The following is a 20,940-nucleotide window of genomic DNA, read 5'->3' on the forward strand; positions in this document are numbered from 1 at the left end:
ATGAGCACCGAACTGTCGATCCTCACCGGGGCACCCACCGTCGGCGCTGCCCCGTTCCTCGTCCGGCCGGCCGAGTCGGCGGCCGATCTCGCCGCCTATCACCGTCTTCGACGCGAGTCGTTCGTCGTCGAGCAGGGCTTGTTCTCGGGTACCGACCGGGACGGCGTCGACGACGATCCGCGCGCGGTCGTCCTTCTCGCGACCGCCCCCGACGGCACCGTCCTCGGCGGGGTCCGGGTGGCTCCCTGCACGGACGTCGACCTGGGATGGTGGTCGGGCAGCCGCCTCGTCGTCGCGCGGGAGAAGCGTAGTCGCGCAGTGGGACCCGCTCTGATCCGAGCCGCCTGCGCTCATGTGGAGACGGCCGGGGTGGTGCGGTTCGACGCCACCGTGCAGTCTCGCCACGTTCCGATGTTCACAGCGCTCGGGTGGACCGCCACCGGCCCCACCGTGCTGGCCGGCGCCCCGCACGAGACGATGCGCTGGACCATCGACACGGTGGCACGTCTCGTCCGGTCGACCAAGGCCGTGCTCGCAGGTGTGCTGGCGCCCCTGGCCACTGCGCCACTGGGGTTGGGGGCGAGTGGTTTCCGAGGCGACGACGGAGTGCCGGTGCCCTGCTCCGACATCATCGCCGCGTGCGACGCCATCGTGCCGTCGATGGTCGAGCGCGACCCGGAGTGGGCAGGATGGTGTGCCGCCCTGGTGAATCTGAACGATCTGTCCGCCATGGGTGCGACCCCGGTGGGCATGCTGGACTCCGTCGGCGCTCCGACGACGTCGCTCCTCACCCGCGTGATCCGCGGCCTCGCCCGCGCCGGTGACGCGTGGGGGGTTCCCGTGCTCGGCGGCCACACCCAGGTGGGTGTGCCGGCGGCGCTGTCGGTCACGGCACTCGGACGGACGTCGTCGCCGGTGCGTGCGGGCGGCGGTGAGGTCGGTGACGAGCTGAGTCTCACCGCCGACCTCGGGGGCGGCTGGCGACCCGGTTACCACGGCCTGCAGTGGGATTCGACCTCCGCACGCTCCGGGTCGGACCTCCGCGAGATGGGCTCGTTCGTGGCCCGGGCAGCTCCTCGTGCGGCGAAGGACGTCAGCATGGCGGGGCTCGCGGGCACCGTCGGCATGCTGGCCGAGGCATCCGGTACGGGCGCCGAGATCGACGTCGCCCGCATACCCCGACCCGGCGGTGCCGACCTCGGCCGATGGATCACGTGCTTCCCCGGGTTCGCGATGATCACTGCGGACCGCCCCGGACGTCGGCTCCCGCCGGCCGGTCCGGCGACATCGGCCGCCTGCGGCCGCCTCACCTCGGAGCCGGGAGTCACCTTGCGGTGGCCCGACGGCGCCACCACCTCGGCGGTCTCCGCCGCAGTCACAGGATTGGGACCAGCATGAACGACGTAACTCTCTCGGTGGCGTCCGAGCGCTTCGGCCGCGACATGGACGAGTCGTACGCCACCATCGAGCGCACCATCGCGGAAGCACGGCGACGCGGCAGCGCGCTGCTGGTCCTGCCGGAGGCGTGCCTCGGGGGCTACCTCCCGAGTCTGGGAGGCGGAGACGAGTCGGAGGAGAAGCGCCGCACCCGGCTGCAGAACCTGCCGCCGGCCCTCGAGCTGGACGGTCCGGAGATCGCGCGAGTGTCGGCGATGGCCGGAGACATGGTGGTGACCTTCGGTTTCTGTGAGGCGGACGGTCTCACGCGGTACAACGCCGCGGTGACGGTGCACGGTGACGGGGTGCTGGGCTCGTACCGCAAGGTGCACCAGCCGCTGGGCGAGAACCTCTGCTACTCGGCGGGTTCCGAGTACCGCGCCTTCGACACCCCGGTCGGCCGGATGGGCATGCAGATCTGTTACGACAAGGCGTTTCCCGAGGCGGCGCGGGAGATCGCACTCGACGGGGCCGAGATCATCACCTCGCTGTCGGCATGGCCGACCTCGCGGACGGGTCGTGCACCGAACATGGCCGACGATCGATGGAAGCTGCGCTTCGACATCTACGACCAGGCGCGAGCACTGGAGAACCAGGTCGTGTGGATCGCGTCCAATCAGGCGGGGTCCTTCGGGTCGCTGGACTTCGTGTGCAGCGCCAAGATCGTCGGTCCGGGAGGGGAGATCCTCGCCGGCACGGGCGTCGAACCCGGCCTGGCGACAGCGACTCTCGATGTGCAGAAGGCGATCGCGGCGGCTCGCGGAGGTGGCATGTACAACCTTCGGGACCGCCGTCCGTCCGTGTACGGGACCCTCGTCGACGGCGACAGCATGTCTCGGGTGGACCGGGTGATGAGCCGTGCCTGAGATGACCTTCACCGTCCAGTGGCCCAACGGGTGCCGCCAACAGTGCTACTCACCGTCACTCGTCGTCCGTGACCATCTCACGGTCGGGACGCGCTACGAGATCGCCGACTTCGTGCAGCGCAGTCGACTCGCGCTCACCGAGGCCAGTGACCGGGTGCGGGCCAAGTACGGCTTCGCGTGTACCTCGGCAGCGGCGACTCTGCGCGAGATCGAGACCACCGCAGTGGCGTTCGACCGCGGCACCGTGCACGTGCTCGACCTGGGAGGAGCGCGATGACCGAGCATCACACCGTGATCGTGATCGGCGCGGGCCAGGCGGGGCTGTCCATGAGCTGGCACCTGACCCGACGCGGTGTCGACCATGTCGTCCTCGAACGGGACACCATCGCCCACGAGTGGCTGGACGGGCGGTGGGACAACTTCACCCTGGTGACACCGAACTGGCAGTGCGTCCTTCCCGGGTACGCCTACGACGGCGACGATCCCGACGGATTCATGACCCGAGACCTGGTGTACGACTTCGTGCGTCGCTACGCCGACTCGTTCGGCGCTCCGGTCCGCGAACACGTCGCGGTGCTGTCGGTGCAGCAGGCACCCGGCGGCGGCCACGTCGTGTCGACCTCCGCCGGGTCGATGACCGCGGATCAGGTCGTGGTGGCCGTCGGTGGCTACCACGTCCCGTCGATTCCACGCCTCGCCGAGCGAGTGCCGGAGACGATCACGCAGATCCACTCGTCGGGGTACCGCAGCGCGGCGGCGCTTCCTCCGGGTGGGGTCCTGGTGGTCGGTACCGGGCAGTCCGGCGCGCAGATCGCCGAGGATCTGCACCTCGAGGGCAGGCAGGTGCACCTCGTCGCAGGGTCCGCGCCTCGTGTCGCCCGCTTCTACCGCGGACGGGACTGCGTCGCGTGGCTGCAGGACATGGGGGTGTACGACGTGTCGATCTCCGAACACGCCGGCGGACTCTCCAAGCGGGAGAGCACGAACCACTACGTGACCGGGCGGGACGGCGGACGCGACATCGACCTGCGTGCCTTCGCGCTGGACGGGATGCGGCTGTACGGGCGGTTGACCGACGTCGGTTCGGACGGTGTCCTGCGTTTCGCGCCGACTCTCGAGCAGTCACTCGACGCGGCGGACGCGGTGTCGGAGGGCATCAAGAACGACATCGACGCCTACATCGCCAGGGCGGGACTCGACGCTCCCGTCGAGGAGCGCTACACACCGGTCTGGCGGCCCGAGTCGGAACCCACCGAGCTCGATCTCGAGGCGGCGGGCGTCACGTCCGTCGTGTGGGCCGTCGGCTTCCGCCGGGACTACCGCTGGCTGAAGGTCGGGGTGTTCGACGGTGAGGGCCACCCGGCTCACACCCGCGGTGTGACCGCGGCGGAGGGCCTGTACTTCCTGGGTCTGCCGTGGCAGAACACCTGGGGCTCGGGCCGATTCGCGGCGGTGGCACGGGATGCGGAGTACCTCGCGGAGCAGATGTCCCCGGCGGTCGGCGCCCGCGTGCCCGCGGCGGTCTGACCGCGAGATGGCGCCGATCCGGGCGGCGGCGCTCGCGGGACACTTCGGCCGTGACGTCGAGCGGTCCGTCGAGAAGATCGTGGGCATCATCGAGCAGGGCCATCAGCGGGGCATCGACCTGTTGGTCCTGCCCGACGCCTGCCTCGGCGGTTACCTCGGTGATCTCGCGCGGCCCGATCTCGAGGAGCTGCCGCCGGCGCTCGACGAGGACGGACCCGAGCTCGCGGTGATCGCTGCTGCGGCCGGTGCGATGACCGTGTGCGTGGGCTACACCGAGAGGGCGGCCCTGGTCCGTTACAACGCCGCCGTGTGCCTCACGGGCGACGGTGTGTTGGGTCGTCATCGAAAGGTGCACCAACCGGCGGGGGAGTCGTTGGCCTATGCGGCGGGAGATCGGTTCTCGGCGTTCGACACGCCGGTGGGCAGGATGGGCATGCTGATCGATTACGACAAGACATTCCCCGAGGCGGCGCGCACCTTGGCTCTGGACGGTGCGCGCATCATCGCGGCGCTGTCGGCGTGGCCGGCCAGCGTGACGGACAGGGCGTCGAAGTTGGCCAACGACAGACAGTCTCGCCTGTTCGACCTCTACGACGCCGCCCGGGCAGCCGAGAATCAGGTGGTGCTGCTGTCGTCCAATCACACGGGGGTGACGGGATCTCTGCGCTTCCTCGGGCAGGCGAAGATCGTCGGTCCCGGCGGCGAGGTCCTGTGCCGGACGCGAGACAAGGGTGGCCTGGCGTGCTGCGACATCGACGTGGACGCGGAGGTGGACCGGGCCCGTCGGGTGCTGCGTCACCTCGACGAACGACGACCGGACACCTACCACTCACAGGCATCGAAGGAGACCACGTGCGTGTCGCCCTCCTGACCTACTCGACGAAACCGCGAGGGGGAGTGGTCCACACCGTCGAACTGGCGGAAGCACTGGCGCGCGCGGGAGCGGACGTGACGGTGTGGTCCCTGGCGCGCGGCGGCGACGAGGGCTTCTACCGTGCGATCGATCCCGCGGTGACGGTTCGTCTCGTTCCGTTCCCGGCGCGCGAGGACGAGTCGGTGGGCGATCGCATCCTGCGGTCGATAGCACTGATGCGCAGTGCATTCGACCCGGGTGACGCCGACGTCGTGCATGCCCAGGACTGCATCACCGCGAACGCCGTCGGACGCTGTGTCCGCACGATCCACCACCTCGAGGAGTTCACGACACCGGAACTCGCCGCCTGCCACGAGCGCGCGGTCGTCGAGCCCCTCGCCCGCATCTGTGTCTCGCGCGCCGTGGCCGACGAGGTGCGTGCGGGATGGGGGCTGTCGCCGACGGTCATCCCCAACGGGGTCGACCATGCTCGGTTCGCGGCGGCACGCGGCGACGAGTGGCGCACCCGTCTCGGCCGATACGTCCTCGCGGTCGGTGGCATCGAGCCGCGCAAGGGGAGCATCGACCTGCTCGAGGCCCACGCCGCGCTTCGAGAGCGGTGTCCGGACGTGGGTCTGGTGTTCGCCGGCGGTGAGACGTTGTTCGACTACCGGGGGTACCGGGCGGAGTTCGACACCCGACTCGCGGAACTGGCGGGCAGGCCGGAGGCCGGTCGGTCGACAGGCGACGAGGGGCCCGTACCGCGGGTGCTCGGCACCGTCGACCACGACGTGCTCCCGTCTCTCGTCGCGGGCGCGTCGGCATTCGCGTTCCTCTCCACCAAGGAAGGCTTCGGGCTGGCCGCGATGGAGGCTCTCGCCGCCTCGGTTCCCGTCGTGGTGCGGGACCTCCCCGTGTTCCGCGAGGTGTTCGGGGACGCGGTGCGCTACGGCGGCGACGCGGAGGGGACGGCTGCCGCACTCGAGGACGCTCTGACGTCGGACGACCGTGCCGCTGCCGGGCGCGCACTGGCTGCCCGCACGAGTTGGGACGACGCCGCGGCCGCTCATCTCGCGTTCTACGCAGGGCTCGCGCATCGCTGATCAGCGCAGGGGCGATGTGCCCGCGTCGTCGGGTCCGTCGTCGGGGAGGTGTCCCGGCGACGTGGTGTCGACCGTCGCGTCGAAGAACAACTGGACGAACGACAACGGAGCCGCGCGTTGCTCGCTGTCCCGCTCGGGCTCGTCGGACATGGTGGCACTCCCTTCTCGACGTGGATCGCCGGACCGATCATCTCAGATTTTGAATAGTTCAACAACTGAGAGAAATACCGGGGTCGAGGGGAAAATGATGTGATCCACTTCTCAGGGCACGGAAACTATGTTAAGACATACAGACATGGTTTGAGCGTCGCTGGGCGGCTCGGACCCGCCACGCCGACGATGGGATGTCATGTCTTCGCAAGTCAGCACCACGGGAAGTGCACTACCGCCGGACGCACCCGGTCCCCACTCGCGTCGCCTCGGCGTCATCGCCGTGGTGGCGACCTTCGGTGGCCTGCTGTTCGGATACGACACGGGCGTCATCAACGGCGCGCTGGAGCCGCTGAAGGAGGACCTGTCGCTCACGGCCTTCACCGAGGGCTTCGTCGTCAGCATCCTCATCTTCGGGGCGGCCATCGGCGCACTGGTCGGGGGCCGACTGTCGGACAAGTACGGCCGTCGGCACAACATCCTGATGCTGGCCGGCATCTTCGTCCTCGGCACTCTGGGCTGCGTTCTCGCCCCGTCGTGGGAGGTGCTGGCGGTGTTCCGCTTCATCCTCGGCCTCGCGGTCGGCGGAGCGTCCGCGACCGTGCCGGTGTACCTCTCGGAGGTCTCACCGTTCGAGCGCCGCGGTTCCCTGGTGACGCGCAACGAGGTCATGATCGTCAGCGGCCAGTTCGCGGCCTTCGTGATCAACGCCCTCATCTTCAACATCTGGGGCGAGCACGACTCCGTCTGGCGCTACATGCTGCTGGTCGCCGTGTTGCCCGCGTTCGCACTGTTCTTCGGCATGCTGCGGATGCCCGAGAGTCCGCGCTGGCTCGTCTCGCAGGGCCGGGACGACGACGCCCTGGCGGTGCTGAAGCAGGTGCGGTCCCCCGAACGTGCGGAGGCCGAGATGGCCGAGGTGCACGCGCTGGCCGAGGAGGAGAAGCTCTCGCAGACCGGCGGCGCGGCCGACCTGTCGGTGCGGTGGATCCGACGGTTGATCTACATCGGTGTGGGACTCGGTGTGTTCCAACAGTTCACGGGCATCAACTCGGTGATGTACTACGGCACCCAGCTCCTCGGCGACGCCGGATTCTCGAGCAGCTCCGCCATCATCGCGAACACGCTCAACGGCCTCTTCAGCGTCCTCGGCATCACGGTCGGCCTGCTCATCATGAATCGGATCGATCGCCGAACGATGCTGATCGCGGGCTTCTCACTGACGACGCTCTTCCATCTCCTGGTCGGACTGTCCGCACTGCTGCTGCCGGACGGCACCGCCAAGGCATACTTCATCCTCGTCTTCGTCGTGCTCTTCGTCTTCTGCATGCAGGGCACGATCGGGCCGCTGGTCTGGCTGATGCTCGCAGAGATCTTCCCGCTCAAGATTCGCAGCTTCGCCATCGGTGTCTGCGTGTTCATGCTGTGGATCGCCAATGCTGCCGTCGCACTGGCCTTCCCGCCGGTGGTCGACGCGCTCGGCATCGCGCCGACGTTCTTCATCTTCGTCGGACTGGGCATACTGGCCCTGGTCTTCATCATCACGCAGGTGCCGGAGACCCGCGGTCAGAGCCTGGAGGAACTCGAGGCCCGGTTCCGCCGCGAGTACTCCTGACACGATCACCCCACTTCGAGAAGGACGGCGAGACATCATGGCAGTACTGGTGGCAGTGACCGACAGCGACGAGGGCCGACACGCACTGTCGGAGGCGGTGTCGGAGGCGCGCATGCTCGAGACCGACGTGATCGCGGTGAACCTGACCCTCGGCGCGCTCGACACGAGCGACGTGGGCGGTGACGTGGCGGTGCGAGTGATCGACCGGGCGGGGCGCGAGGACCGCGACCCGGTGATCGCGGTGATCGACGAGATCGAGGCGCACCCGGAGGTGACGCGACTCGTGATCGGGATCAAGAAGCGCAGTCGGGTGGGAAAGGCATTGCTGGGCAGCGTCAGTCAGCGTCTGCTGATGACGTCACCGGTGCCGGTGCTCACCGTTCGACCCAGCTGAGCCGAACGGTGAGCGGTGGCAGAGGTCAGACGGTGCAGAGCGGGCGGATCTCGTTGCTGCCCTGAGTGGTCGGCGACGTCAACAGCAGGCAGGCGTTGTAGCCGCGGCTCTCGACGACGCTCCGGATCTGCTTCCACTGATCGGCACTCACCTGCGGCGACCGCGACAGGACGAAGCCGGACGTGCGGAACGGATCGCCCACCAGCGCCCACGAGTAGTCGTCGGCGATGTAGGTGACGATGTAGTTGGTGGGTCCCTCGGGATTGTCCTGGGTGGGCACACCGGGGAAGCTCACGTGCAGCTGCGCCTGCGTGACCGGATCGTTCACCCGGGCGTTGCCGATGATCTCGTTGGCTCCGCCGTCCCAGCGGGTGCAGTTGTTCTGCACGCGCACGTTGCTGGGGTCGAGCACCTGGTAGTTGGCCCGGGTGTCCTTGGCGCAGTTCAGGTTGAACGGCTGCGGGACGGCCGCGATCTGCCACCAGTCACCCGCGTAGCGCTGGACGTCCAGCTGAGCGATGGGCTGCAGCGGCTCGAACAGGGGCTGCGCGGACGCGGCGCTACCGCCGGCGAGCAGAGCTCCGGTGACCAACGCTCCGGCGACTGCCGTGCGGATGATGCTGCGGATCATGAGGTGACTCCTTCTTTCGTGGCGTTCGGACTGTCTTCGGAGTGCGGGTCGAGTTCGGTCGGCCACCAGATGCGGGGACCGATCAGGGTGAACAGGGCCGGAATCACGATCGTGCGGACCACGAAGGTGTCGAGCAGGATGCCGAGGCCCACGACGATCCCGAGCTGCGTGAGCAGAATGAGGGGCAGGACGCCCAGCACGGTGAACACCGCGGCGAGCACGATGCCCGCACTGGTGATGACCGCGCCCGTCGACGCGACGGCGCGCACGATGCCCGTCCGCGTCCCGTAGGACGGTGTCTCCTCGCGTGCCCGGGTGACGAGGAAGATCGTGTAGTCCACACCCAGGGCCACGAGGAACAGGAACCCGAACAGCGGCACGTTGTCGCCGAGGGCGGGGAAGCCGAAGATGTTCTCGCTGGCCCAGCTGCCGATGCCCAGAGCCGCCAGCGTGCTGAGCACCGTCGTGGCCACGAGCACCAGGGGTGCGAGGGCCGACCGGAGCAGAACGAACAGCACCAGCAGAACCACCAGCAGGATCACCGGGATGATCACCAGGCGGTCGCGAGCTGCGGCATCGGACGTGTCCAGCGCCTGCGCATCGCTGCCGCCCACCAGAGCGTCGGCACCCGTGATCGGTGCGACAGATGCACGCAGATTCTCGACCGCGGCGAACGCGCCGTCGGAGGACGGTTCCGCGTCGAGCACGACGGACCACTCGGTGAGACCGGTGTCGGAGGTGCCGGGCCGGGAGTCCGCAGTTCGGGACACCGACACCACGCCGTCGGTGTCCTGCAGCGCTGCCTCGACCTCCGAGGCCGCCGCGGTCCGGGAGACGACCACGGTCGGATCTGACTGCCCCGCCGGGAAGTGCTCGGCGAGCGTGTCGATGCCGGTGACGGATTCGGCGGTGACGCGGAACTGCTCGGTCTGCGACAGGCCCACGTTGGTTCCGACGAGGCCGAGAATGCAGACGGCCAGCGCGACCAGCGACACCGCCGCGGCGCGGCCGGGTCGACGACCGACGGCGTTGGCGACGCGGAAGAACACGCCCTTGTCCGTCGGCTCGGGATCGCCCACGCGAGGAACGAACGGCCAGAACAGCTTCCGGCCGAACAGTGAGAGCAGTGGCGGAAGAACGAAGAGCACGAAGACGGCGGCGACCACGAGACCGGCCGCGGCCAGACCGCCCAGGCTGCGCGTACTCGGCAGAGTGCCCAGCAGCAGCGTCAGGAGCGCGAGCACCACCGTCGCGTTGCTCGCCACGATGGCCGGGCCGGCGCGTCGCACGGCATGGTGGAGGGCGACCCGGTGGTCGCTCTCGCGGCGCAGTTCCTCGCGGTACCGGGAGATGAGCAGCAGCGCGTAGTTGGTCCCGGCGCCGAACACCAGGACGCTGGTGATGCCCGAGGTGCTGCCGTCGAACGAGAGCCCGGTAAGCCCGGACACGGCGGTGCCGACCGTCGAGGCGACCCGGTCACCGAAGCCCACGACGGCGAGCGGCACGAGCCAGAGAACCGGTGATCGGTACGTGGCGATCAGCAGCAGGGCCACCACCAGCGCGGTGACGCCGAGTAGCGTGACATTGGCCCCGGAGAAGGAGTCGGCGATGTCGGCGGCGAACGCGGGACCGCCCGTGACCTGCGCCGTCAACCCGTCGGGGAGGCCGTCGGTGGCAGCGGTGCGCAGCTCGGTGACCAGATCGGCCAGTCCCGTTCCGGACTCCGACGTCGACACCTGGACGGGGGCGATGGCCGCCTCGCCGTCGGGTGCGGGAACGACCGGGGCGTCGGGCGCACCCGCGTCCACGCCGCGCTCGACACCGTTCATCCGCATCCTCGCGGCAGCGACGTCGGCGAGGTCCTGTTCGGACAGGGCGCCGCCGTCGGCGCGCGTCACCACGAGGATCACCGGCGAGAGGTCGGCGTCGGGGAACTCCTCGAGCAGGGCGTCGACCCGTGCCGATTCTGCGTCCGAGGGGAGCGATGTCGGTGAGCTCTCGGCAGCGGAGTTGCTCCCGACGCCGCCGATGAGCGCGCCGGCGGCCAGGATGACGAGCAGGGCGACGATCCAGGACCGGGGCCCCGAGACGAGGCCGGCCACGCGGTTCCACACAGAGTTGTCGCTCACTCGAAAAGTGTCTCAGTTAGTTGATCGTTAAGCAACTGAGACATCGCACGGAGGTCTGGCGAGTACGCTGACACCCGAGTTTTCGAAGGAGAATCTGTGTCAGCACACGAACGGTCGGAGCGGTCCGACGCGACCGACGCCGACGGTGCCCGGCGCGATCTCGAATTCACCATCGCCGCCGACATGCGGGCCATGACGGCCGAGTCGGATCAGCTCGGCCGCGTGTTCGGCTCTCGACACCATCTCAGTGCGAACGACTTCCGAGCCCTGCTGCACATCATGGTCGCCGATGTCGGTGGACGTCCGGTGTCGCCGGGCGAGCTGGGCTCTCTTCTCGGACTCTCCTCCGCCGCCATGACGTATCTGGTGGAGCGGATGATCGCGTCCGGCCACATCCGCCGCGAACCCGACACGCGGGACCGACGGCGGGTCATCCTCCGCTACGACGAGCCGGGAATGGACGTCGCACGGCAGTTCTTCGGCCCGCTGGGCCAGCACGTCCACGAGTCGTTGTCCGCACTGCCGGACACGGATCTCGCTGCGGCGCATCGTGTGTTCGGTGCCCTCACCGACGCCATGCAGACCTACCATCAGGAGATCAAGAGCACCGGGTGATCAGGCCCCGAGCTTCTGCGCGAACATGACGATGATGCCGCTGGGTCCGCGCACGTACGTCAGCGCGTAGACACCCTCGTAGTTCGCGACACCGCGCAACGGGTGGCAGCCGTGCCGAGCGGCCACCGCCAACGCCTGCTCGAGGTCGTCGACCTCGAAGGCGACGCGGTGCATGCCGATCTGATGCGGGAGCGTCGGTTCCGTCTCGATCATGGTGGGGTGGCGATTCTGGAACAGCTCGATGCGGCCCGCTCCGTCCGGCGTCTGCAGCATCGCGATGTCGGCGTGATTGCCGTCGAGACCCACTGCCGTGTCGGCCCACTCGCCCTGGACCGTGTCACGGCCCAGGAGAGTCAGACCCAGATCGGTGAAGAACGCGATGGCCTCGTCGAGGTCGCGTACCGCGATCCCGACGTTCTCGAGTCGTATCGACATGGCCCGACTCTAGCGACCGGTGTGCTCCACGATGACGTCCTTCACACGATCGACGTCCGCGGGGACGACGTCGAAGCGCTGCGGCAGATCCTCGATGCCCTCGAATGCCGGCGGACGTTCGGGTTCGGTGCCCAGTGCCTCCCGCACGATGTCCGCGAACTTCGCGGGCAACGCGGTCTCGAGCACGACCATGGGCACGCCCTCGCGCAGATTCCGGCGGGCGACACTCACGCCGTCCGCGGTGTGCGGGTCGATGGTGACGCCGTAGCGCTCGGCCACGTCGCGGATGGTCTCGACGCGGTTCGCATGCGTGCTGCGGCCGGACACGAAGCCGAACTCCTGGATGCGATCGAACTCGGGGGTGCCGGAGAAGTCGAAGCCGCCGTCGGTGTCGAGCGCGCGGAACAGCTCACCGAGCCGGACCGCGTCCTGATCGACGAGGTCGTAGAGGAAGCGCTCGAAGTTCGACGCCTTGGAGATGTCCATGCTGGGGCTCGAGGTGTGGTGGGTCTCGGCGGCCGCGCGGGGACGGTAGACACCCGTGCGGAAGAACTCATCGAGGACGTCGTTCTCGTTGGTCGCGACGACGAGCTGGTCGATCGGCAGGCCCATGCACCGGGCGATGTGTCCGGCGCACACGTTGCCGAAGTTGCCGGACGGCACCGAGAACGACACGCGCCGGCCCGGCCCGTCCGTCGCGAGGAGCCACCCGTGCACGTAGTAGACGACCTGCGCGACGACTCGACCCCAGTTGATCGAGTTGACGGTGCCGATGGCGTGGTGCGCCTTGAACTCGGCGTCCTTGGAGACGGCCTTGACGATGTCCTGGCAGTCGTCGAAATTCCCTTCGACCGCGAGGTTCACGATGTTCTCGTCCTGCAGGCTGAACATCTGTGCCCGCTGGAAACTGCTCATCCGGCCGTGCGGGCTCAGCATGACGACGCGGATGTTCTTCTTGCCGCGCATCGCGTGCTCGGCGGCGCTGCCGGTGTCACCCGATGTCGCGCCCAGGATGTTGAGCTCCTCGCCGCTGCCCGCGAGGGAGTACTCGAACAGGTTGCCCAACAACTGCATCGCCATGTCCTTGAATGCCAGCGTCGGACCGTTGGACAGGCCCAGGAGATGGAGCGAGGTGCCCTGCTCCTCGCCGAGTGGACGCAGCGGGGTGATGAGTGACGTGTCGTCGCCGGGCCGGCCGTTCGAGTAGACCTCGGCGGTGTACGTCCGGCGCGTGATGTCGCGGAGGTCCTCCGCGGGAATGTCGTCGGCGAACTTCGAGAGCACCTCGAAGGCGAGGTCGGCGTAGGACAGTGAGCGGAACGACTCGAGCTCGTCGGCGGTCAGCTGCGGGTACTCGGCCGGCAGGTAGAGACCACCGTCGGGGGCCAGGCCGCCGAGGAGGATGTCCGAGAAGTGCTGGGGCAGGTTGTGACCCCGCGTCGACTGATACTGCATCTTCGTCTCTCTCTCCGGTGGCGCGCCCGGCTGACAACTGTGCCACATCCGCCGGTCCGGACCGGATCTGGTGCAGTGAACCGTGGAGAGCACGGGTAGCTGCACCGGTTCATCCGGTGACGAAGCGTCGCACCTCGGCCGCCACCTCGTCGGGCCGTTCGACGAGGTCCCGCCACGTGTACCGCAACACCGTCCACTCCCTGCTGAGGACGTTCTGTCGGATCCGGTCGCGGTGGAACGCGGCGCTGTCCGAGTGGAAGGCCCACCCGTCGATCTCCACGCAGACCCTGGCGTGCGGGAACGCGAAGTCGAGGATGTAGCCCGCGTACGGCAGGTTCACCCGCAGCCCGGTGATGTGTGCGGATCTCATGATCCTGCGGAACAGCCGTTCGGCCTCGGACCGGGCACCGCCCTCGGCGGCGCGCAGGAGCTGCTCCGCTCGCACGTACCCGCGACGTCCGGGGTTGCGAGCGTGCGCTCGTCGGAGATGGTCGAGGGTCATCGTCTTCTGCAGGGCTCGATCCATGACCTCGGGGCCCAGCACCGTCGACGCCTCCAGAACGGTCAGCGGCGTCCTCGTCACGAGGACACGGCGCACGATCACGACGTCGATGCCCGGTAGGTCGCGCCGCCGCAACCGGACACCCGTGATTCCGCGACCGGAGCCTGTCCGGGGCACGGTCACCTCGATCGTCTCCGGGGCCCGCGGAAGCATGCGATACCAGTACGCGGCTGCAGGACCGGACAGCGCGCCCGTACTCGTGGACCACACCGCGCACCGGATCCGCGCGTCGTCGGTGAACGGTCGGTCGACGGCGAAGAACACTCCGCGACTCGTGCGCCGCCAGCGGCCGGTGTGGACGCGCCACTCGATGGCCTCGGGGGTGAGTCCGGCGGTGAGGGCCTGCGCGGTGGTCACCACCCCGTCCTGCTCGGCCAGCAGTCTCTCGATCATCTCGCACTGGACGCGCGCGCCTCCGCGGCAGTTCCGTGGATCGGATCCGGTGCAGTGAACCGGGTACAGCACGGTCGGCTGCACCGGATCACGGCCGCTCCGGCCCCGGCTGGCAGTGCGGGCACCACCAGGTCCGCCGTCGTTCCGGATCTCCCGGCACCTCGGCGACCACGCGGACGGTGGTGCCGCATCGCAGGCACGGCTTGCCCGCGCGACCCGCCACCCAGTGCTGCCGACCTGGCCGGGTGTCTCCGGTGGTCACCTGCATGGCCCGCGGGGTGGACACCGAGTGGCGCATCGCCTTGCGAGTGAGGGCGACCAGTCGAGTGGCATCCACGTCGCACGCCGGCACCCACGGCCCGAGACCACGAAGGAAACACAGTTCGTTGGCCCACAGGTTGCCCGGACCGGCCATGACGCGCTGATCGAGCAGTACCGCGACGATCGGGCGCGGGTCCCGCGCGATGTTCGCCGCCGCCTGCGCGGCGTCGAAGTCGTCGTGCAGCGGATCGGGGCCGAGATACGACAGCGCCGCGTCGACGTCGCGAGTGGTGGAGAACTCGACCACCGGGAGCAGCAGCCCGTACGCGGTGGGCCCGTCGCGCACGGCCAGCCGCACGCGCACGTCGGGATCGAGGCGACGGGGCAGTCGTCGGCCGGGGGCGGTGACGGTCCACGACCCCGTCATCCTCAGATGCGTGTGGAGCGTCAGGTCGCCGTCGAGATCGGTGAGCAGGTGTTTGCCGTGCGTCCGGTGCCGTTGGATCGTGCGTCCCGCGAGGTTCTCCGTCGCATGTGCGGGGACGTTCAGCCGGCCCTCGGCCAGTTCCCGGCCGTCCAGCGCCGCCCGCAGACGTGCCGCGAGCGCGTGGACCGTGTCCCCCTCCGGCACGTCAGGTCCAGTACAGGAGCTGCGCCGCGGGCAGGACGTCCCGTAGTTCCTCGGTGAACCAGCTCTTCATCTCCGCCATGGTGTCCTTCGGGTAGACGTACTTGACGCCCCCGAACTTCGACCGCTTGGCCGAGCGCGAGTCCTCGTCCATCTCGAGCTTCGTGGCCGGGTACCAGCTCAGCAGCACGTCCTTGCTCGACGGAGTGAACCGGTGCGTGATGATCTCTGCGGTGAGGTCGACGTCCGGGACGTCGGCCAGCGCCGCCGCGATGTCGGCGAGGAGCTCGCCGTACTGCTCGCGCCAGCCGGGCACGGGCATGATCGGAGCGATGGTCACGCCCACCGGGTACCCCGCCTGTGCGAGCGCACGCAGCGCCGCGATGCGCGCGGGCATCCGAGCCGTGCCGCCCTCGAAACGGTTCCCGATGTCGCGGGCGTTCACCGACAGTCGCACCCGGGTACGCCCGCCGTGGTCGAGGCCGACCAACTCGGTGACATCGTCGAACTTGGTCGTGAAGCGGAGGGAGGCGCCGGGTCCGAACTCGCCGGCGCCGACCCGCGAGATGGCGGCGGCCAGTGATCCGGTGACGTGCTCGATGCCGAGAGGGTCGGTGTAGCAGGACATCTCGAAGGTGGTGCCCTCGTGTCCACGCTCGGCGGTGCCGCTGGTGATGGTGCCGCGGCCGACGTGCGTCGCGATCGGGGCCAGGACGTCGTCGAGATTGGCGTACACCCGAGTGACAGGTGGGCCCGACAGCGAGCCGGCGAGGTAGCAGTACTGGCAGTGCGCCGGGCAGCCCTTCGCCAGGTCGATGCGCCAGTCGGCGCTGGGTGGGATGGGTTGCGGCTTCAGCGCACTGGGCGGAGCGACTACGACCGCGAGCGTCGACTTCGCCCGCGCGTAGGTCTCCCGCTCGGACTCGCCGCGCAGCCCCGTGAGGCGATCCGCCGGGAGGACGTCGATGTCCGACACACCCGCCGCCTCGCACCGCCGCACGATCTCGGCGGTGTGTGGCAGTTCGGCGGCCGACTTGGTGATCATCACCCGCCGGGGTGTCCACAGGCGGGTCGGAGTGAGCAGTGCATCCGTCATCACCTCAGGTCAACGCTCGGTGTCGCGCGATCCTTCCCGCTGGTGATCGCGATTGCGACGCAGCGCGTAGGTCCGTAGCTTGCTGAAACCGCGCACCCGCAGGGGGCGTAGCGACTTGAGGTAGAACTCGTCCTCGCCCGACAGCGCGTCGGCCGTCTCGCTGTCCACCAGCACCGTGCCGGGGTGCGCGTTGCTGGTCAGGCGGGCGGCCATGTTGACCACGGACCCGTACAGGTCGCCGAAGCGGGCGAGCACCGGACCCACGGCGATGCCGACGCGCAGCGCGGGAACGTCGTCCCGGTCGGCGAAGGCGTCGTGCAGCTCCAGGGCGATCCGTGCCGCGTCCCGGGGGTCGGTGGTCTGGAACATCACCTCGTCGCCGACGTTCTTCACCACCGATCCGTGGCCGCGGGCGATGATCGTCGTGGCCACCGACTCGAACTCCTCGAGCAGCGAGGTCAGCTCGGAGACATCGAGTCGACGGGTGAGCGAGGTGTAGCCGACCATGTCCGCGAAGCCGACCGCGAGCACCGTGTCGGTCTCCCCGCTCGACTCGACGGACAGTGCGCGCCCGGCCACCGCGGCGAGATGGCGCCGCCACACGTAGTTCTGCAGTTTCTCCATGGTGGGCACCGTGTCCGCGGCGGTGACCCGGGACTCCGATCGAATGGCGTCCGGATCGGCGGCGTCGGCAGCGATGCGCGAGCGGATGTAGGAGTTGACGACGCCCACCTGCCACTCGGCCAGCCGTGACATCGACTGCCCCAGCGTCCGCGCGACCGCCACCTCCATCGACTTCTCGACGACGTTCTCGTCGACGAGTGTCGTGAGCAGGCGCAGCGCCTCGATGTCGGCATCGGTGAACATGACGGCGTCCGGATCCGGGCTGACCGGGAAGCCCATGGCGATCCACAGTTGTTGCGCGCGTTCGAGATCCACGTTCGCCAGCTCGGCGACCTGATCGCGGGTGTACGTGGGTTCCTCTCCCAGCAGAGTCTGTTCGACCTCGTTCTGCCGGAAGGTGGGCCGGCCGGCGTCCGGTGGGCCCTGGTCAGGCATGGTCGAGAGTCCGCTCGTAGACCGCCCGGACCTCCGCGATGTGCTCGTCCAGTGTCTCCGCCGTCCAGTCCGTCGTCGGGATCGGTTCTCCCACAGTGACGGTGACGGTGCCGGAGTGCGCAGTGAACGAGGACTTCCACATCACGTCGCCCGCTCCCTGGAGGATCAGGGGAACCACCGGGACCCCGGCCGCCATGGCCAGATGGAACCCGCCCTTCTTGAAGCGCCCCAACCGCTCCGTCGGCATGCGCGTGCCCTCCGGGGCCACGGCCACCGACACGCCGCTGTGGAGCTTGTCGATGGCCGGCTTCATCGCTTCGCGCGCCGCGGCGTTGTTCGATCGGTCGACGTAGGCCACGTCGAAGAGAGCCCCGAGGGGGGCGAACCGGGGGTCGCGGCTCAGTTCCTTCTTCGCGACGGCCGTGATGTCCCGACGCAGGACGCGGGCGACGACGATCATGTCCATCGTGGACTGATGGTTGAACAGGAACACCGCCGGTCGGTGGCTCCAGGCGTTCTCCTCGTTCACCACGTTCACCGTGATGCCGGTGAGGGCCAGAGCGACCTCCGGTGCGACGGCGTTGGTGACGTTGGCGCCCACTCGGCGGCTGCCGCTGAGCACGCCCAGGGTCGCACCCAGTCCGGCACTCGCCAGGACCGAGCCGAGGGCGGCGACGCTGCGCACGGTGGACGTCAGATCGGCTCCGCGAGTGGGCCTGCGCAGCTGGACACGGGACCAGCCGCGGTCACGCGCCGTGCGGTCGAGTTCGGGGTCCGGGTTGAGCGCGACGGGACGACCGACGGTCTCGAGCATCGGGACGTCCTCGATGCCGTTGGAGTAGCCGAAACACACGGAGGTGTCGACGCCCTCGGCCGTCGCCCAGTCCTCGATTCCCTCGGCCTTGCGCGGACCCCACAGCGACCGGCCGTCGAGGAGGCCGGTGAGGACGCCGTCCGGCCCGATCTCGGGGTGGGTGCAGATCAGGTCGTCGAAGCGGAGGTCGTCGACCACGGGCTGAGCCTGGTACGGGGTCGCGGACGTCGACATCACGACGCGGTGACCGGCCCGGCGATGCGCGGCGACGAGGGTGCGGACCTGCGGGAAGATCTGCGAAGCGATCTCGGAGCGGAAGAGCCGCTGCGCCTGCTCCATCAACTCGTCGTGCGTCTTGCCGGCCAACGCGTGCACGGCCTTGTCCATCAGGTTGTCGACGGTGGTCCCGCGCACCCGCATCTCCACGACGGCGCTGCTGATCTCCCACAGCTCGAACAGGTCGACGTCGAAGCGACGAAGACGTTCCTTGAACACGGCGGTCGCGGAGTAACCGTCGATCACGGTGCCGTCGAAATCGAAGAACGCCACCACGTCCGGACCCTTCGGAGCCTGTGCGACCTCGTCGAGTAGATCCTGGAACGTGTGTGCTGGGTGAGTGCTGGTCACCGGTGTCCTCCGGAAGCGTTGTCTGGTCGATCGGGTGCGTCCGCACCGTCGACGGAGTCGAGGGCCACGTGCACCATCGTGCGGATACGTCTGCTCACACGTCCCCACGCCGCGATGTCCGCAGCGAATTCCTGACGGCGGGAGGCGATGTCGTCGTCCTCGGTGGACAGGAGACCACGATTGTCGGCCAACTGCAGGGCGGTGTCGAAGAGCTCGTTCGAGATGGCCTCGCTGTGCTCGAGCTGCTGTCGGAGTCGCCGCGACTGCGCGACGCCCAGGCAGTCGTCGAGGAACGACACCTTGTCGAACTTCGCACCCGGTGTGAGGGTGAGCAGCTGGTCGGCCACCACCTGATACGCCTCGAAGATCGGCTGCAGTACTCGGTGCGCCAGATGAAAAGGCTGCGACTGCAACGACTTCAGCGCGTATCCGGGTCGATCGAGACCGGTGCGCCAGTGCGGATCGATGAGATCGACCTCGGCTTCGAGGCGCTCCCCGAACTCACGCTTCTCGCCGAAGAAGAACTCGAACTTCAGCATGTCCCGCAGTTCCAGCGCGGACTTCCACAGATCGTCGGCGGCCACCTCGCCCGTGGGGCAGTCCTCGGTGCGCAACACCACCAACTCGCCGATCGCCCGCATCACGAAGAAGTGAATGGCGTTGTTGCGGAAGAACGACGCGACGAGATGCTTGTCCTGCGCGAGCAGGAACAACGGCTCCGGGCCGTCGTCGAAGCGCCGCACCACACCGGCCGCGACCTGCGCGCGAACAGCGGCCGTCATGACGTCGATGTCGGTCAGATCCACCCCACCCGCCGTCGGGAGACCACGCTGCTGGATGTACGACGCCAACGGCTCGATGATCGACCACATCTCACGCTTGTTCAGCGCGCGGTCCTCGATACCGAGCATCGCCATCGCCACCAGCGCCGCCGGCGTCACCGGAGTGGACTCGTTGATGGCGTGCGACACCGCCAGCGCCGCACGCTGCACCGCGACCCGCTTGTCGTCGTACTCGTCGAGGAACTGCCGTGCCGACATCGGAGTCCCGAACCGCAGGTAGACGGTTCCGCGTAACTGGCCCTGGGCGCGGACGTACCCGATGGCCATCCGGATTCCCTCGGCCTGCTTCGTCGCACCGTGCGACTCCTTCGCCATCTCGCCGACCTCGTGCAACCGGTCGTAGGTGATGGACGTCGGGACGAGGTACGCATCGGCCGCCGTGCTGTTCTCGAGCGCGTCGAAGAGGTAGGTGAGCAGGCCGAAGCGCGGAGGCCGGAGCTTGCCGGTGCGAGACCTGCCACCCTCGATGTACCACTCGAGGTTGAACTTCTTGCTCAACAGGAAGCTCATGTACTGGCGCAGGGTCCACTTGTAGACCGCGTCGGAGAACTTGCGCTGGATCAACACCACACCGCTGCGCTTCGCGAGCGGGCCGATGGGCCAGAACCCGACGTTGATGCCGCCCATGACGTGATTGAGCGGGAAGCCCTGTTCGAGCAGGGCGGGGCGCAGAACCAGCGGGTCGAGGTAGGAGCGGTGGTTCGGCAGGAAGACCAGGGGGAACGACTTGTCGAGATCGCGCAACTCGGCGAGCTTCTCGGTGTCCACCTCCACGCGGTAGGCCCGCGAGAAGAAGGCACCGAGCTGGCCCCAGAGTTCGACGGCACCCTTGTTCTCGGTGGCCACCATCTCGTCGAGGATCTCGTGGACCCGAGCATTGACCGCCGACACCGGGGTGTCCACCGAGGCCGCCAACTCCGCAAGATCGGCGCGGAACTGCGAGCGCTCCGTCATCTCCTCGACGACGAAGCGCGGCACCTTGTACTCGCTGCCGATGACCTCACGCTCGGCCTTGTCCAGCGTGAGGCTGGCCTGCCGCGCGATGTAGGACGACAGGGAGCGGCCGGCCGTCGCCTCGAACCGCTCACGAAGCGCCGACAACGAGGCGGGCTCACCCTCGATGATGCGCGGCTCACCGCGGCGTGCCCGGCCCACCCGGAGACCGAATCCCTTACGCGGAGCCTTGGTCCAGCTCACCCGCAACGGAGTGATGAGTGGATCGGCGCCACCGGCCCGCTCGGTGAGTTCGTCGAGGGCCTTGCCCGTCATGACGACCGACTCCGGTCGGCCGTCACCGTGGTGACGATCGATCCAGTCGTCGGCCGCGTGGACGTCGACGTCGGAGACCGCGTCGATGAGGAAGACCTGATCGTCGGAGGACGAGGATCTCCCCGTCAGCGGATGCTCGGTCGAATCCAGTTGAGACATGTCCGCTCGCCTTCCCCCTC

General features: G+C 68.6%; 20 protein-coding genes. 9 read left to right on the plus strand and 11 right to left on the minus strand.

Going from position 1 to position 20,940, the window contains the following annotated elements; all coding sequences use genetic code 11:
* The 6 genes from J4E04_RS01270 to J4E04_RS01295 are packed head-to-tail and all read left to right on the plus strand — an operon-like array spanning position 1 to position 5,786.
* Entirely contained in the window at positions 1-1,398 is a 1,398-nt protein-coding gene (locus tag J4E04_RS01270) for an MSMEG_0567/sll0787 family protein (RefSeq protein ID WP_490149736.1), read from the plus strand.
* Entirely contained in the window at positions 1,395-2,303 is a 909-nt protein-coding gene (locus J4E04_RS01275) for a carbon-nitrogen hydrolase family protein (RefSeq protein ID WP_037185976.1), read from the plus strand. Before J4E04_RS01270 ends, J4E04_RS01275 begins: the two co-directional genes overlap by 4 nt.
* Complete coding sequence (locus J4E04_RS01280) at positions 2,296-2,580, plus strand: MSMEG_0570 family nitrogen starvation response protein (protein ID WP_490149737.1); 285 nt, start codon at positions 2,296-2,298, stop codon at positions 2,578-2,580. The genes J4E04_RS01275 and J4E04_RS01280 overlap by 8 nt, the downstream gene beginning before the upstream one ends.
* Positions 2,577-3,830: an MSMEG_0569 family flavin-dependent oxidoreductase gene (locus J4E04_RS01285; RefSeq protein ID WP_307097081.1), complete on the plus strand. Its 1,254-nt coding sequence runs from the start codon at positions 2,577-2,579 to the stop codon at positions 3,828-3,830. The genes J4E04_RS01280 and J4E04_RS01285 overlap by 4 nt, the downstream gene beginning before the upstream one ends.
* Positions 3,831-3,837: 7 nt before the next feature.
* Complete coding sequence (locus J4E04_RS01290) at positions 3,838-4,701, plus strand: carbon-nitrogen hydrolase family protein (protein ID WP_056441078.1); 864 nt, start codon at positions 3,838-3,840, stop codon at positions 4,699-4,701.
* On the plus strand, positions 4,683-5,786 hold the full coding sequence (locus tag J4E04_RS01295; protein ID WP_027506097.1) for an MSMEG_0565 family glycosyltransferase: 1,104 nt from the start codon (positions 4,683-4,685) through the stop codon (positions 5,784-5,786). Before J4E04_RS01290 ends, J4E04_RS01295 begins: the two co-directional genes overlap by 19 nt.
* Here the strand turns inward: J4E04_RS01295 and J4E04_RS01300 are convergent, their stop codons facing one another.
* The gene (locus J4E04_RS01300; RefSeq protein WP_155957046.1) at positions 5,787-5,936 is read right to left on the minus strand and encodes a hypothetical protein; all 150 of its coding nucleotides are present in this window, start codon (positions 5,934-5,936) and stop codon (positions 5,787-5,789) included.
* 199 nt (positions 5,937-6,135) lie between these two features.
* On the opposite strand from J4E04_RS01300, the gene J4E04_RS01305 reads away from it, so the two are divergent.
* Both J4E04_RS01305 and J4E04_RS01310 read left to right on the plus strand, forming a co-directional pair.
* Positions 6,136-7,551: a sugar porter family MFS transporter gene (locus J4E04_RS01305; protein WP_056441079.1), complete on the plus strand. Its 1,416-nt coding sequence runs from the start codon at positions 6,136-6,138 to the stop codon at positions 7,549-7,551.
* Between the two features lie 37 nt (positions 7,552-7,588).
* Positions 7,589-7,945, plus strand: coding sequence for a universal stress protein (locus J4E04_RS01310; protein WP_027506099.1), 357 nt, complete (start codon positions 7,589-7,591; stop codon positions 7,943-7,945).
* A 25-nt stretch (positions 7,946-7,970) separates the two neighbouring features.
* On the opposite strand, the gene J4E04_RS01315 is transcribed toward J4E04_RS01310, so the two are convergent.
* Positions 7,971-8,576: a lipocalin family protein gene (locus tag J4E04_RS01315; protein WP_027506100.1), complete on the minus strand. Its 606-nt coding sequence runs from the start codon at positions 8,574-8,576 to the stop codon at positions 7,971-7,973.
* Entirely contained in the window at positions 8,573-10,705 is a 2,133-nt protein-coding gene (locus tag J4E04_RS01320; RefSeq protein ID WP_490149738.1) for an MMPL family transporter, read from the minus strand. Before J4E04_RS01320 ends, J4E04_RS01315 begins: the two co-directional genes overlap by 4 nt.
* Before the next feature lie 183 nt (positions 10,706-10,888).
* Here J4E04_RS01320 and J4E04_RS01325 point away from each other — a divergent pair, with 183 nt between their 5' ends.
* Positions 10,889-11,320 carry a MarR family winged helix-turn-helix transcriptional regulator gene (locus tag J4E04_RS01325; protein ID WP_051613432.1) on the plus strand — a complete coding sequence of 144 codons (432 nt, stop codon included), beginning with the start codon at positions 10,889-10,891 and terminating at the stop codon, positions 11,318-11,320.
* Here the strand turns inward: J4E04_RS01325 and J4E04_RS01330 are convergent, their stop codons facing one another.
* The 8 genes from J4E04_RS01330 to J4E04_RS01365 form a co-directional block, all read right to left on the minus strand.
* Entirely contained in the window at positions 11,321-11,755 is a 435-nt protein-coding gene (locus J4E04_RS01330) for a VOC family protein (protein WP_056441082.1), read from the minus strand. It abuts the gene before it with no gap.
* Between the two features lie 9 nt (positions 11,756-11,764).
* Positions 11,765-13,210 (minus strand): threonine synthase, encoded by a 1,446-nt coding sequence (gene thrC, locus J4E04_RS01335; protein ID WP_490149739.1) that lies wholly within the window; start codon positions 13,208-13,210, stop codon positions 11,765-11,767.
* A gap of 109 nt (positions 13,211-13,319) precedes the next feature.
* Positions 13,320-14,165 (minus strand): DUF559 domain-containing protein, encoded by an 846-nt coding sequence (locus tag J4E04_RS01340; RefSeq protein ID WP_490149740.1) that lies wholly within the window; start codon positions 14,163-14,165, stop codon positions 13,320-13,322.
* 88 nt (positions 14,166-14,253) lie between these two features.
* Positions 14,254-15,057 (minus strand): DNA-formamidopyrimidine glycosylase family protein, encoded by an 804-nt coding sequence (locus J4E04_RS01345; protein ID WP_222632264.1) that lies wholly within the window; start codon positions 15,055-15,057, stop codon positions 14,254-14,256.
* A 1-nt stretch (position 15,058) separates the two neighbouring features.
* Complete coding sequence (locus J4E04_RS01350; RefSeq protein ID WP_490149741.1) at positions 15,059-16,150, minus strand: spore photoproduct lyase family protein; 1,092 nt, start codon at positions 16,148-16,150, stop codon at positions 15,059-15,061.
* Positions 16,151-16,159: 9 nt separating this feature from the next.
* A complete protein-coding gene (locus J4E04_RS01355) occupies positions 16,160-17,209 on the minus strand; it encodes an adenylate/guanylate cyclase domain-containing protein (protein WP_051613418.1) in 1,050 nt (349 codons plus the stop codon).
* The gene (locus J4E04_RS01360) at positions 17,202-18,650 is read right to left on the minus strand and encodes an HAD-IB family hydrolase (protein WP_056441091.1); all 1,449 of its coding nucleotides are present in this window, start codon (positions 18,648-18,650) and stop codon (positions 17,202-17,204) included. The genes J4E04_RS01355 and J4E04_RS01360 overlap by 8 nt, the downstream gene beginning before the upstream one ends.
* On the minus strand, positions 18,647-20,920 hold the full coding sequence (locus tag J4E04_RS01365; protein WP_027506109.1) for a glycerol-3-phosphate 1-O-acyltransferase: 2,274 nt from the start codon (positions 20,918-20,920) through the stop codon (positions 18,647-18,649). The genes J4E04_RS01360 and J4E04_RS01365 overlap by 4 nt, the downstream gene beginning before the upstream one ends.
* Positions 20,921-20,940: the final 20 nt, after the last annotated feature.

Source organism: Rhodococcus sp. NFXS4 (genome assembly GCF_058139645.1).

Bases quoted from the DNA above. Each gene is read 5' to 3' on its own strand.
- J4E04_RS01270 (WP_490149736.1), top strand. From the start codon at position 1: ATGAGCACCGAACTGTCGATCCTCACCGGGGCACCCACCGTCGGCGCT.
- J4E04_RS01275 (WP_037185976.1), top strand. From the start codon at position 1,395: ATGAACGACGTAACTCTCTCGGTGGCGTCCGAGCGCTTCGGCCGCGAC.
- J4E04_RS01285 (WP_307097081.1), top strand. From the start codon at position 2,577: ATGACCGAGCATCACACCGTGATCGTGATCGGCGCGGGCCAGGCGGGG.
- J4E04_RS01290 (WP_056441078.1), top strand. From the start codon at position 3,838: ATGGCGCCGATCCGGGCGGCGGCGCTCGCGGGACACTTCGGCCGTGAC.
- J4E04_RS01300 (WP_155957046.1), bottom strand. From the start codon at position 5,936: ATGTCCGACGAGCCCGAGCGGGACAGCGAGCAACGCGCGGCTCCGTTG.
- J4E04_RS01305 (WP_056441079.1), top strand. From the start codon at position 6,136: ATGTCTTCGCAAGTCAGCACCACGGGAAGTGCACTACCGCCGGACGCA.
- J4E04_RS01310 (WP_027506099.1), top strand. From the start codon at position 7,589: ATGGCAGTACTGGTGGCAGTGACCGACAGCGACGAGGGCCGACACGCA.
- J4E04_RS01315 (WP_027506100.1), bottom strand. From the start codon at position 8,576: ATGATCCGCAGCATCATCCGCACGGCAGTCGCCGGAGCGTTGGTCACC.
- J4E04_RS01325 (WP_051613432.1), top strand. From the start codon at position 10,889: ATGCGGGCCATGACGGCCGAGTCGGATCAGCTCGGCCGCGTGTTCGGC.
- J4E04_RS01330 (WP_056441082.1), bottom strand. From the start codon at position 11,755: ATGTCGATACGACTCGAGAACGTCGGGATCGCGGTACGCGACCTCGAC.
- thrC (WP_490149739.1), bottom strand. From the start codon at position 13,210: ATGCAGTATCAGTCGACGCGGGGTCACAACCTGCCCCAGCACTTCTCG.
- J4E04_RS01340 (WP_490149740.1), bottom strand. From the start codon at position 14,165: ATGATCGAGAGACTGCTGGCCGAGCAGGACGGGGTGGTGACCACCGCG.
- J4E04_RS01350 (WP_490149741.1), bottom strand. From the start codon at position 16,150: ATGACGGATGCACTGCTCACTCCGACCCGCCTGTGGACACCCCGGCGG.
- J4E04_RS01355 (WP_051613418.1), bottom strand. From the start codon at position 17,209: ATGCCTGACCAGGGCCCACCGGACGCCGGCCGGCCCACCTTCCGGCAG.
- J4E04_RS01365 (WP_027506109.1), bottom strand. From the start codon at position 20,920: ATGTCTCAACTGGATTCGACCGAGCATCCGCTGACGGGGAGATCCTCG.